Raw genomic sequence first — 12,252 nt, 5'->3', positions numbered from 1 at the left:
GATAAAGAAGTAGATGTTTTTTTTCCAGGCGGAGAACGGCATACGGGGTTCATGGGCGTCTCGTGGGCTCGGGGATGTGTATAAGGGGCAGGGGGTGGGTCCGGTCGGGCGGGGACCGGACGGCCGCGCTGCGGCTGCCGGTGCGGGGGTCGCCGGAGCTGCGGCGGGGGCCGGTGCCTTGGGGGCGCCGGTGATGCCGTCTGCGGCGAGGGCGGCGCGCAGCTTGCGCGCTACCGGTGGTTCGATGCTCGATGACGAGCCCTTGACGAACTCGCCCATCTCCTTGAGCTTGGCGAGTGCCTGCTTGCTGTCTATACCGAGTTCGCTTGCGATCTCGTGTACGCGTGGTTTAGCCACAATTCTCCTGTCTGGGCCTTCTTCCAGACAGGAAGAACGCCATTAGTCGAGTACGGGACTCATTTCGAGCCGCTCATTAGTCGTTGCTCATTAGTTGTTCACGGGGCCGTACAGCCTGTTCTCTTGGGGGCTCCGGCGGAGCCCCGGTGGACGGTGATTCGACGTGCGCGCGGAGTGCGTCGCCGTTGACGGTGACGCGCGGGTTGCGAAGCGCCCGGCCAAAGGCCTTGCGCTTCAGTGCCGTGTCTACACAGTCGACGGTGGGATGCACCCATGCGCCCCGGCCGGGAAGAGTCGCTGACGGATCAGCGACAATGTCGAGGTCGCGCACCACAAATCTCAGAAGGGAGGGTTTGGGAGCTCTCTGGCGACAGCCGAGGCATGTTCTTACAGGTTCCATCGTACACCTGACCGGCCCGGATTATCCCGGGCGCCGTGGCATGGCGTCATTGCTCCATGACGGTGTCGGGCTGGATGTCGATGCGGGCGCCGGTCAGCTTTGCCGCGAGGCGGGCGTTCTGGCCCTCCTTGCCGATGGCGAGCGACAGCTGGTAGTCGGGCACCAGGGCGCGCACGGCCTTGGTCGCCTCGTCGATGACGAAGGCCGAGGTCACCTTGGCTGGCGAGAGGGCGTTCGCCACGAAGTTGGCGAGCGACTCGTGGTAGTCGACGATGTCGATCTTCTCGTTGTTGAGCTCGGCGGTGACGGCGCGCACGCGCTGGCCCATCTCGCCGATGCAGGCACCCTTGGCGTTGATGCCGGGCTCGTTGGCCTTGACGGCGATCTTGGTGCGGTGGCCGGCCTCGCGGGCCAGAGACACGATCTCGACGACGCCGCTCGCGATCTCGGGGACCTCGAGGGCGAACAGCTTGCGCACGAGGGACGGGTGGGTGCGCGAGACGGTGATCTGCGGGCCCTTGAGTCCCTTGCTGACGCCGGTGACGTAGACGCGGATGCGGGATCCGTGGGTGTACTGCTCCCCCGGCACCTGCTCCTCGGGGGGCAGGATCGCCTCGATGGATCCGAGGTCGACGTGGATCATGCGCGGGTTGGGTCCCTGCTGGATGACGCCGGCGACGATATCGCCCTCGCGGCCGCGGAACTCGCCGAGCACGGCGTCGTCGGCGATGTCGCGCAGGCGCTGGTTGATGACCTGCTTGGCTGCGAAGGCGGCGATGCGGCCGAAGTCGCTCGGGCTGTCCTCCGCTTCGCCGATGACGAGTCCGTCGTCGTCGAGCTCGGGAACGAAGACCGACACGTGGCCGGTCTTGCGGTCGAGGTGCACGCGCGCGGTCGACGGGGTGGACGGCGTGGCGGTCTCGTCCTCGGTGTCGGTGTGCTTGAGGTACGCGGTGAGGATGGCCTGTTCGATGATGGAGACCAGCTCATCGAAGGGGATTTCCCGCTCTCGCTCCATGAGCCTGAGCACGCTCAAATCGATGTCCACGGGGGCCTCCACTATTCAGATAGGAAAAACTCTCGCGGCAGGTCGTGCCGCGAACGTCTTGCCACAGGGTACCAGTGGGCCGCACCGCACGCGGCACCGCACATCGCACCTCACGGTGCACCTGGCGCTGCTACCACGGCCGCTCCGCCTGTCCGCCCGATCCCTGGCCTCCCCGGTTCTCGGCGTCGCGTTCGGCCTTCTCCGCCGCGGCGTCGTCGTTCTGCTGGTCGAGCTCGTCGAGCTGCTCGGACGGCGTGGTGCCATCGCCGCCGCCCTCGGCCTGGGCCTGCTGCCGTGCCGACGCGTCGAGCTTCTGGGCGAGGCGCTCCGCCGCATCGGCGAGCTCCTGCCCCGAGTCCCGCTCTGCGGCATCGCTCGGGCCGTCGGTCTCGCCCGGCGGCGGCTCGGGCGCGCACTCCGGCCCCTCCGCGGTGATCACGGCCTCGGCCGTCTCGTACAGCCGCTCGGCTCCGACGAAGAGTCCCTGAGCGGCGTAGGAGTCGCCGAGCAGTTCCCACGACAGCGACAGGTTGACGGCGACGTCGCAGCGTTCGCCAGCGGGGGCGAGACTGAGTGCCCGCTCGAGGTCCGGTACCGCCGCGTTGTAGTCGCCGCCCGCCGCGATGGCCGTTCCCCGGTCGAAGTACGCGACCCACGGCTCGAAGGCGTTCCACGCCAGCAGGTCGCCTGCCTCGGCCGCGCTGCTCTCGTAGCGCCCCTGGGCGTATTCCTGCACCGCCGACGAGGCGATACCCGACATGGCGAGCAGCTTGGCGGCGACGACCGCGCCGGCGATGGTCAGCGGAAGGGATGCCAACAGCAGGATGCGGCGCGTCCTGCGGCGACGCCGGCCGGTGTCGGCGGTCACGGCGTGCCCGTTTACCTCGCGCCCGCTCCGGGTGTCGACGGTCACGGCGCGCCCGTTCGCGTCGTCGCCGCTCACGATTCACGCCCCGGTCGGGTCTCGGCGATGGTGAGCGCCCAGCCGGCGGCCTCGCGCACGCCGAGGAGCGCCAGCGGAATGGCGAGCAGCCAGTAGAACTCGGTCGGGGTGTCAGGGGTCGAGCGCACCTCGGTGCTCTCCCCCACCTCGATGCCCGACACGATCGCGTCGACGGCCTCGCCAGGCTCGCGTCGGTCGTAGCCGACGCCGAGTTGCCCGGCGATGGCGCGCAGGTTCGCCTCGTCGGGGATCGAGACGGCGTTCCGTCCCGTGGCGGGATCCTGGATGTACCGCGGGAACGCCGGGTCGTCGTTGGCGGCGAACCCGTCGTAGACGCGCATCTCGCCGCCATCGTCGCTGCCGTACCCCAGCACCGCGCCACCGCTGAGGTAGGGGGCGAGCCCGGCGAACGAGCCGGGGGCGGCATCGGCGGTCTGCTCGCCGTCGCCGAGGTAGAACAGCACGCGGCGCTGGCCGGGGTCGGCCTGCTGCGCGTCGGCGAGGAGCTCCGTCATGAACGGCACCGCGGCGTCGATCGCGCTCCCCCGCGAGTAGAAGGTGACCTCGGGGGTGAGCACGGCGGCCGCCGAGGATACGGCGGTCGCGTCGGTGGTGAGGGGAACCCGCTGCAGAGCGGTGGAGTCCACCGTGGTGAGCGAGTACTCGGCACCCGCGAGCTGCCCCAGGATGGCGTCGATGTCGGCACGGGCACCGTCGAGCCGTGTCGCGGCGGGCGCCGAGGCATCCACCCCACCGTCCGTCGACGAAGCGGGATCGGCCGGCCAGTCCTCCGCGGCCATGCTGCTCGTGGTGTCGACGAGGAAGTACACCTCGAGGCCGCCGCTCGACGCGGGCGCCGCCCGGTCGGCCGGGATGTTCGGCCGGATCGCGATGATCACGAGCAGGGCGAGCATCACGAGGCGCAGCGCCCAGTCCCGACGGCGGGCGCCCCGCGGCGCGCGGGCGAACTGCACACAGGCGAAGGCGCCGAGCAGCACGGTCGCGACGGCGATGACGGCGACGGGAAGCACCGGGGCTACGCCCAGCTGCGCCATCACCGCTGCACCCGCCACGCGAGCACCATGAGCCCGGCCAGCCCGAAGAAGGCGATCGCCAGCGGAACCGCCGGTTGGTCCGCCAGCTGCAGGCGCGGGCTGCCGGTCACGATGGTCGCCTGCTCCGACGTGATGCTCGCGACGATCGATTCGATGGCGTCCGGCTCGTCCAGCGAGTAGTAGGCGCCGCCCGTGGCATCCACCACCGTCCGGAATTCCCGTGCCAGCTCCTCGACGTAGTCGCGCGAGGCGGTGTCGCCCGGATTGACCCCATAGACGTGGATGCCGCGGTCCGCCGCCACCTGGCCGGCCTCGGTGAGCGTGAAGATGGGATCTCCGACCACGAGGTTGTCCGTGGCAAGGATGATCGACCGCGACCTGTCGTCGTCCGGCGCGTCGAAGCGCAGCGAGCACGCCGCCAGGCCGTCGCCGACCAGGGAGGAGCCCTCGCCGAAGAAAGTGCCGTCGAAGTAGGCGTCCTCGCCGTTCGTGAACTGGTCGGTCACGGTGTCGAACTGCTCCTGCACGTACTCGTAGTCGTTGGTGAGCGGAAAGTAGGTGACCGCGGAGGCGTTGAACACGACGAGGGCGATGCGCTCCCCGGTGAATTGCTCGGTGAGCTCGCCGAACACCCGTACCAGTTCGGCGTCGTACTCGACCATCGAGCCCGAGACGTCGAGGCACAGCACGATGTCGCGCGTGGCGAGCTCCGGCTGCTGCACGCTGACCGCGGCGGGCCGGGATGCGAGCAGGGCGGCCGCGATGGCGAGGATGCCCGCAGCAGCGGTCACCGCGGCGAGCAGCCCCCGGTAGCGGCGCATCGCCGACCGGTACTCGGGTAGCGCGGTGAGGCGGTCGGAGTGCGCGATGGGACGGGGCTCCGCGGTGTCGGCGCGCCGCGTGCGCCGTGCGCGCAGCTGCAGCAGCACGACGATGGCGGCCGCGATGGCGAGGGCGGGCGGCATCCACCAGAGGATCAGTTCCACGTGTGCACCACCCGCTTCGCCATGGCGGTGGCCTCGGTGACGCTGCCGGTGAGCACCTCGGCGAAGCTGTCGGGGTACAGCCGCGCGACGGCCTCGCTGAGCGGCGTGACGCGCGCCTCGCGCAGGTCGGCGAGGGTCATCTGCGGCGCTCGGATGCCGCGCGACTCGTAGGCAAAGAACCGCAGCAGCATGCTGAGCCGCTGGTGCGCCTCGCGCGCGTCGAGTTCGCCGCGGCGGTGGGCGTCGTCGACGTCGGCGATGAGGGCGAGGTACTTCTCGCGCACCTCCTCCGGCCGGATGTCGGGGATCCACGACGCGTCGCCGGTGTGCGGCTCGGGCGGCGGGGTGCGGGTCATGACGAGCACGACGACGACGAACGTGGCGATCAGCAGCAGGATGCCGATGGCGAGCACCGTCCACCACGGCGAGTAGGTGACCGGCGGGAACAGGGTGCCCGAGGCCGAGAGGATACCGGGCGCGGAGAGGGTGCCGGGGGTGAGTGCCGCCACCGCCAGCTCAGCGGCGGGCATGCTTGTGCACCTCGAGCAGGCGGAACAGGGCCGGCATCACGTCGGCGGTTCGCTCGATGCGCTGGCTGCTGATGCCGAGCGAATCGAGCGCCCTGGTGGCGTTGTCGCTGCGGTCGGCGGTCGCGGCGGTGAACGCCGCCCGCAGGCGCGGGTCCGAGCGCAGGTACGGCGGCAGGGCGGCCCCGTCTGCCACGTCGTAGACCCGGTCCCGCTCCCACTCCTCGCGCATCGGGTCGGCGTCGCCGACGGTGAGCCAGAGCACCTCGTGCTGCACGGACAGCCGGCGCAGCAACGCGGTCTCGGCATCGCCGAGCGGGCGGTCGTCGGCGATGACGAGCAGGATCATGCGGCGACGGAAGCTGCGGGCGACGTAGCGCAGCTGACGGGTGAGGTCGCTGGCACCGGAGTCGAGGGTGGTGCGGTGATGCATCAGCTGCAGGATGCGCTCGAGGTGCGCGTCGGTGGATTCCGGCCTGCGGTAGTCGGTGTGGTCGGCGTCGCCCGTGACGAGCCCGACGAGGTCGCCGTGCCTGGTAGCGAGGTAGGCGAGAGTGCCGGCGGCGGCGATGCCGATGTCACGCTTGCTCTCTCCGCCTGCCGCGATCGCCGCCATGCCGCGCCCGGTATCGGTGACGAGCATCACGGTGTGCTTGCGCGATGCGATGTAGCGGCGGGTCATCGGGGCGCCCACGCGCGCGGTGGCCTTCCAGTCGATGTCCTTGAGTTCATCGCCAGGCACGTACGGCCGGAGGTCGTCGAACTCGGTGCTGCGCCCGTGGAACACCGACGTGTACTCGCCCTCCAGCGCACCGCGTACCCTGCGGTGCGCGTGGATCGACAGGCGCGTCGAGACCGTGCGGAGGAGAGTGGTCATGCCGGTGCCGTCAGGGTGCCTGCACCGAGTCGAAGATCGCGTCGATCACGGTCTCGGGCTTCACGTCGTCGGCGATGGCCTCGAAGTTCAGGATGATGCGGTGACGAAGCACCACGTGGCGCAGCGCCTTCACGTCGTCGGGGATCACGTGGTCGCGGCCACTGAGCAGGGCGAGCGCCCGCGCGGCCTTGCTGAAGGCGATGCTGGCGCGGGGGCTCGCGCCGAAGTCGATGCACCCGGCGAGGGCCGGCGAGATGTACTGCCCCGCGTGACGCGTGATGTAGACGGCCGAGACGATGTAGTTGACGATCGACGGGTCGAGGTACACCCGCCTGGCGGCATCCTGCAGGAAGAGCACGTCGTCGATGCCCACCGTGGGCAGGGTCGACGGGCGATCGTAGACCCCGGCGTCGAGGCGGTCGATGATCTCGACCTCGTCGGCGAACGCCGGGTAGTCGAGCACCTCCTTGAGCAGGAACCGGTCGAGCTGCGCCTCCGGCAGGTGGTAAGTACCCTCCTGCTCGATCGGGTTCTGCGTGGCGAGTACCAGGAACGGGGTGGGCAGCGGGTAGACCACGCCGCCGATGGTGGTCTGGCGTTCCTGCATGGCTTCGAGCATGGCGCTCTGCGTCTTCGCGCTCGACCGGTTGATCTCGTCGAGGAGCACGAAGTTGGCGTGCACCGGGCCGAGCTGGGTGTCGAAGGACGACCTGGCGTAGTCGAACACCTGCGAGCCGATGATGTCGCTCGGCAGCAGGTCGGGGGTGCACTGGATGCGCTTGAAGCTCGCGTGCACCGCCGCCGCGAGGGTCTCGGCTGCAGTGGTCTTGGCGAGGCCCGGAACGCTCTCGAGCAGGATGTGGCCGCCCGTGAGCAGGGCGACGAGCAGGCTGGAGCGGAGTCCGTCCTGCCCGACGACCTTCTCGCGGTAGTAGTCCGAGACGGTGCCGATGATGCCTGCCGCGCGGGCGGTCTCGTCGGGTGACAGTCGTGGCACGGTGGAGTCGGAGGTCATCGGGGCCGGCACGTCACCGCGGGGCGGTGAGCATGTCGACCACCGAGTCGACGGGAACCGTCTGGCGCTCACCGGTGCTGCGGTCCCACAGCTCGGCGTTGCCGTCGACGGCTCCCCGACCGACGATCACGATGGTGTGCACCCCGAGCAGCTCGGCGTCGCCGAACTTGACGCCGGGCGAGACCTTGGGCCGGTCGTCGAGCAGCACATCGCGGCCGGTGGCCTCGAGGTCGGTGGCGATCCTCTCCGCGATCTCGTGGGTCAGTGGTTCCTTGGTCGCGGCGATCACGTGCACGTCGAACGGGCTGACCGCCTCGGGCCAGATGAGCCCGCGGTCGTCGTTGTTCGCCTCGGCGATGACCGCCATGATGCGGGTGACGCCGATGCCGTACGAACCCATGGTCACGGTGACGAGCTTGCCGTTCTCGTCGAGCACCTTGAGCCCGAGCGCGTCGGCGAAGAAGCGGCCGAGCTGGAACACGTGGCCGATCTCCATGCCGCGGGCGACCTCGATCTCGCCTGAACCGTCGGGCGCGAGGTCTCCGGCGCGCACTTCGGCGGCCTCGATGAAGTCGTCGGCCACGAAGTCGCGTCCGGCCACCAGGCCGAACACGTGCTTCTCGTGCTGGTTGGCGCCGGTGATCCACTCGGTGCCGTCGACGACGCGCGGGTCGAGGTAGTAGCGGATGCCGGTGGCCGACGTCGGCGCACCGTCGGCGTCGCCGCCGAGCACCGCGCCCGTGGTCGACCACGGGCCGATGTAGCCCTTGACCAGCAGCGGGTTGTTCATGAAATCGTCGCCGGTGGCCGCCTCGACGTCGGCGGGCGCGAAGGCGACCTCGACGCGCTTGAGGTCGACGTCGCGGTCGCCCGGCAGGCCGATGACGACGATCTCGCGGGTGCCGTCGACGTGGGTGAGGGCGAGCACGACGTTCTTGAGCGTGTCGGCCGCGGTCCACTCGCGTCCGTCGTCGCGCGGGTGGCGGTCGTTGGCGAGGGCGACGAGGGTCGCGATGGTCGGGGTCTCCGGGGAATCGAACACCGTGGCATCCGCCGCCGACTCGAACGGGATCGACTCCGGCACGACCGTGCGGAATGCCTCGACGTTGGCGGCGTACCCGCCGTCGGTGCGCACGAAGGTGTCTTCGCCGATGGGGGTCGGGTGCAGGAATTCCTCGCTGCGCGCGCCGCCCATCAATCCGCTGTCGGCGTTGACGATGACGTACTCGAGTCCGAGGCGCTGGAAGATGCGCTCGTATGCGTCGCGCTGGTTCTGGTACGACTGCTCGAGACCGGCGTCGGTGTAGTCGAACGAGTAGGCGTCCTTCATGGTGAACTCGCGCCCACGCAGCAGACCGGCACGGGGGCGGGCCTCGTCACGGTACTTGTCCTGGATCTGGTAGATCGACAGCGGCAGGTCCTTGTACGACCCGTAGAGGTCCTTCACCAGCATGGTGAAGACCTCTTCGTGGGTCGGGGCCAGGAGGTAGTCGGCACCCTTGCGGTCCTTGAGACGGAAGATGCCGTCGCCGTACTTGGTCCAGCGGCCGCTGGTCTCGTACGGCTCGCGCGGCAGGAGCGCCGGAAAGTGCACCTCCTGGGCGCCGATGCCTTCCATCTCCTGGCGGATGATGGCCTCGATCTTACGGCGCACCTTCAACCCGAGTGGCAGCCAGGCGAAGACGCCAGGGGCTTGCCGGCGGATGTAGCCGCCCCTGACGAGCAGGCGGTGGCTGGTGACCTCGGCGTCGGCCGGGTCCTCCCTGAGGGTACGGACGAAGAGTTGCGATAGGCGTGTTGGCACCACGCCATGCTACCGGCGGGCGTCGGCGTTCCCTCGCGGCTGCCCCTGTGGAACCGCCCTAGGCGAACAGCACCGACACCGAGGTGATCAGCTGGTTGGCACCCAGCACCACGAACAGCACGGTGCAGACACCGAGCACGATGTTGCTCCACAGCTTGTTGCGCCATTCCGCCGGCGTGCGGTCGGTGTTGAGCAGCCACAGCAGGGTGAACGAGAGGAACGGCATGAACAGTGCGCCGAGCACGCCGTAGGCGACGATGAGGCCGACGGGCTGGTCGAGGAACAGCAGCGCGGTCGACGGCACCGTCAGCCACAGGATGTAGAAGCGGTAGTAGGTGCCGCCGAGCTTGCGGCGCGGGTCGTCGGTGGGCAGCTTTCGCATCTCGCCCCAGAAGTCGGCGAACATCAGCGAGACGCCGTTCCAGACCCCGAGCACCGACGAGAACGAGGTGGCGAAGAAGCCGATGAGGAAGAAGTACGACATAAAGGTGCCGTACCGCTCGGCGAGGATGTCGGCGAGCTGCACCAGTGCCTGGTCACCGGTCGCCAGGGCGATGTTCGCCGAGTAGAGCAACTCCGCTCCGACGATGAGCATGGCGACGACGAAGATGCCCGAGACGATGTACGCCACGGCGTTGTCGAGACGCATGACCTTCATCCACGAGCCGCCCGCCCAGCCCTTCTCGCGCAGCCAGTACCCGTAAGCGGCGAGCGTGATGGTGCCGCCGACGCCACCCGCGAGTCCCAGCGTGTAGACGAGACCGCCGTCCGGCACGACAGGCGCGAGGCCGGAGAGCATGTCGGGGATGTTCGGCAGCGTCACGATGGCCGCGCCGACCACGGTGATGAACATGATGCCGACGAGTACGGCGATGACCTTCTCGAACAACGAGTAGTTGCCGAACCAGACGATGATCGCCCCGATGACGCCGATCGCGATGGCGTAGACCTTGAGGTCGACACCGGGGAACAGGGCGACGAGCGGGAGCGCAGACGACGACATCGCCGCGGCCCCGTAGACGAAGCCCCAGATCAGGATGTACGGGCCGAAGTACCAGGTGGTCCAGCGCCCCAGGCTGCGCCATCCCTGGAAGATCGTCCTGCCGGTCGAGAGCGAATACCTGCCAGCGCCTTCGACGAGGAAGATCTTGATGACGCATCCAATAACGGCCGCCCAGAGCAGAAGGTACCCGTAGCGGGAACCCGCGACGAGGGTGGCGACGAGGTCCCCCGCACCGATGCCGGTGGCGGCGACGATGAGGCCGGGGCCGATGATGCGCCACTTCTTCGCGGATACCTGGCCGTCCGGAGCCGGGTTGCGGGCGGTGTTCTCGGACGACGTCATCGTGTTCCTCTCGCGGGCGTTCGGAGGAACGATACCCGCGAGCTGGGAATTACCCGCGAACGGGGACGGCGCGGCGGCCGGGCGGAGCTAGACGGTGACGACCTCGGGGCTGCCGAGTGCCCCAGGCGGCATCTCGGAGGCAATGCGGTTGGCCTCTTCGATCAGGGTGGCGACGATCTCGGATTCCGGCACGGTCTTGATGACCTCGCCCTTGACGAAGATCTGGCCGCGTCCGTTGCCGCTTGCGACACCCAGGTCGGCCTCGCGAGCTTCGCCTGGCCCGTTGACGACGCAGCCCATGACGGCGACGCGCAGCGGAACGGTCATGCCCTCGAGCCCGTCGGTGACGTCGTTCGCCAGCTTGTACACGTCGACCTGCGCGCGGCCGCAGCTGGGGCAGGAGACGATCTCGAGCTTGCGCTCGCGGAGGCCGAGGGACTGCAGGATCTGCAGTCCGACCTTGACCTCCTGCGCGGGAGGGGCGGACAGCGATACGCGGATGGTGTCGCCGATGCCCTCGGAGAGCAGGATGCCGAAGGCGGTGGCCGACTTGATGGTGCCCTGGAATTCGGGGCCGGCCTCGGTCACGCCGAGGTGCAGGGGCCAGTCGCCGCGCTCGGCCAGGAGGCGGTAGGTCTTGACCATGGTGACGGGGTCGTTGTGCTTGACCGAGATCTTGAAGTCGTGGAAGTCGTGCTCTTCGAACAGGCTGGCCTCCCAGACGGCGCTCTCGACGAGCGCCTCTGGGGTGGCCTTGCCGTACTTCTGCAGCAGGCTCGGCTCGAGCGAGCCGGCGTTGACGCCGATGCGGATGCTGACGCCGGCCGCCTTGGCTGCGGCAGCGATCTTGCCGACCTGGTCGTCGAACTTGCGGATGTTGCCCGGATTCACCCGAACCGCGCCGACGCCGGCGTCGATCGCGGCGAACACGTAGCGGGGCTGGAAGTGGATGTCGGCGATGACCGGGATTTGGCTCTTCGCGGCGATGATGTGCAGCACGTCGGCGTCGTCCTGGTGGGGAACGGCGACGCGCACGATGTCGCAGCCGGTCGCCGTGAGCTCGGCGATCTGCTGCAGGGTGCCGTTGATGTTGGTGGTCTGCGTCGTCGTCATCGACTGCACGCTGACCTGCGAGTCGCTGCCGACCGGCACCTTGCCGACCATGATCTGGCGGGTCTTGCGACGCGGGGCGAGAACCGAGGGGGCTTTGGGCATTCCGAGATTGACTGCAGGCACGAAGAGAGCTTACGCGCCACAGCTGAACACGCGGGGGCATGGCGGGTGCGAGGCGCCACCCCCGTTCGCGTGCACCGACCTCACCGGGCGGCCGGGCGGGCCCTGAGGTGGATGCGCTTGCCCTCCTTGCTGAAGATCGAGATCATCTCGACGGGACCGGCCCCGGTGGCCGACAGCCAGTGCGGAATGCGCGTGTCGAACTCGGCAGCCTCGCCCGGCCCCAGCGTGACCTCCTGCTGGCCGATCACCAGGCGAAGGCGCCCCGAGAGCACGTAGAGCCATTCCTGGCCGTCGTGAACCTTCGGCTCGGGAACGACGGTGACCCCGGCAGGGGTGGCGGGCAGCGTGACCTTGTAGGTCTGCACCGGGCTGGATTCCGGCGAGAGATTCTCGTACTGCACCTCGCCGACGCGCCGAGTGGTGCGCGGGACCCTCGGGTCGGGGGCGGCGCGGGGCACGATGTCATCGAGCTCGAGCCGGAGGGCACGGGCGATGGGCACGACCAGCTCGAGGTTCGGCGCGCGCTTTCCCGCCTCGAGGCGCGAGAGCGTGCTCGCCGAGATGCCCGTCGTCGCCGACAGCTCGGCGAGGGTCATGCTGCGCTTCTCGCGCCAATTTCTGAGGCGCGGGCCGATCAGGGAGAGGGAGTCGTCTGGCAT

The 12,252-nt window shown here is 69.2% G+C and carries 13 protein-coding genes; all 13 read right to left on the bottom strand.

Annotated elements, in window-relative coordinates:
* Positions 1–357, bottom strand: a 357-nt coding sequence (locus tag G5S38_RS12275) for a translation initiation factor IF-2 N-terminal domain-containing protein (protein WP_201276676.1), incomplete at its 3' end; no start/stop codon positions are given.
* A 76-nt stretch (positions 358–433) separates the two neighbouring features.
* Positions 434–757 (bottom strand): YlxR family protein, encoded by a 324-nt coding sequence (locus tag G5S38_RS12270; protein WP_165069068.1) that lies wholly within the window; start codon positions 755–757, stop codon positions 434–436.
* Positions 758–803: 46 nt separating this feature from the next.
* Positions 804–1,805 carry a transcription termination factor NusA gene (nusA, locus tag G5S38_RS12265; RefSeq protein WP_165069066.1) on the bottom strand — a complete coding sequence of 334 codons (1,002 nt, stop codon included), beginning with the start codon at positions 1,803–1,805 and terminating at the stop codon, positions 804–806.
* Between the two features lie 130 nt (positions 1,806–1,935).
* On the bottom strand, positions 1,936–2,748 hold the full coding sequence (locus tag G5S38_RS12260; RefSeq protein ID WP_165069063.1) for a hypothetical protein: 813 nt from the start codon (positions 2,746–2,748) through the stop codon (positions 1,936–1,938).
* Positions 2,745–3,821, bottom strand: a complete 1,077-nt coding sequence (locus G5S38_RS12255) for a vWA domain-containing protein (RefSeq protein ID WP_165069060.1) — start codon at positions 3,819–3,821, stop codon at positions 2,745–2,747. Before G5S38_RS12255 ends, G5S38_RS12260 begins: the two co-directional genes overlap by 4 nt.
* Positions 3,803–4,789, bottom strand: coding sequence for a vWA domain-containing protein (locus G5S38_RS12250; RefSeq protein WP_165069058.1), 987 nt, complete (start codon positions 4,787–4,789; stop codon positions 3,803–3,805). Before G5S38_RS12250 ends, G5S38_RS12255 begins: the two co-directional genes overlap by 19 nt.
* Positions 4,780–5,319 carry a hypothetical protein gene (locus G5S38_RS12245; protein WP_165069055.1) on the bottom strand — a complete coding sequence of 180 codons (540 nt, stop codon included), beginning with the start codon at positions 5,317–5,319 and terminating at the stop codon, positions 4,780–4,782. The genes G5S38_RS12250 and G5S38_RS12245 overlap by 10 nt, the downstream gene beginning before the upstream one ends.
* On the bottom strand, positions 5,306–6,193 hold the full coding sequence (locus G5S38_RS12240) for a DUF58 domain-containing protein (RefSeq protein ID WP_165069052.1): 888 nt from the start codon (positions 6,191–6,193) through the stop codon (positions 5,306–5,308). The genes G5S38_RS12245 and G5S38_RS12240 overlap by 14 nt, the downstream gene beginning before the upstream one ends.
* A 10-nt stretch (positions 6,194–6,203) precedes the next feature.
* A complete protein-coding gene (locus G5S38_RS12235) occupies positions 6,204–7,208 on the bottom strand; it encodes an AAA family ATPase (RefSeq protein ID WP_165069050.1) in 1,005 nt (334 codons plus the stop codon).
* 13 nt (positions 7,209–7,221) lie between these two features.
* On the bottom strand, positions 7,222–9,012 hold the full coding sequence (locus tag G5S38_RS12230) for a proline--tRNA ligase (protein WP_165069047.1): 1,791 nt from the start codon (positions 9,010–9,012) through the stop codon (positions 7,222–7,224).
* 58 nt (positions 9,013–9,070) lie between these two features.
* The gene (locus G5S38_RS12225) at positions 9,071–10,357 is read right to left on the bottom strand and encodes an Nramp family divalent metal transporter (RefSeq protein ID WP_165069044.1); all 1,287 of its coding nucleotides are present in this window, start codon (positions 10,355–10,357) and stop codon (positions 9,071–9,073) included.
* An 87-nt stretch (positions 10,358–10,444) separates the two neighbouring features.
* On the bottom strand, positions 10,445–11,593 hold the full coding sequence (gene ispG, locus G5S38_RS12220) for a flavodoxin-dependent (E)-4-hydroxy-3-methylbut-2-enyl-diphosphate synthase (protein WP_201276675.1): 1,149 nt from the start codon (positions 11,591–11,593) through the stop codon (positions 10,445–10,447).
* Positions 11,594–11,673: 80 nt separating this feature from the next.
* A complete protein-coding gene (locus G5S38_RS12215; RefSeq protein ID WP_165069039.1) occupies positions 11,674–12,252 on the bottom strand; it encodes a helix-turn-helix domain-containing protein in 579 nt (192 codons plus the stop codon).

The organism is Marisediminicola senii (assembly GCF_011057645.1).
Lineage (GTDB): Bacteria > Actinomycetota > Actinomycetes > Actinomycetales > Microbacteriaceae > Marisediminicola > Marisediminicola senii.
The sequence above is the reverse complement of the archived record's forward strand: the minus strand, read 5'-3'. Positions and strand labels throughout refer to the sequence as shown.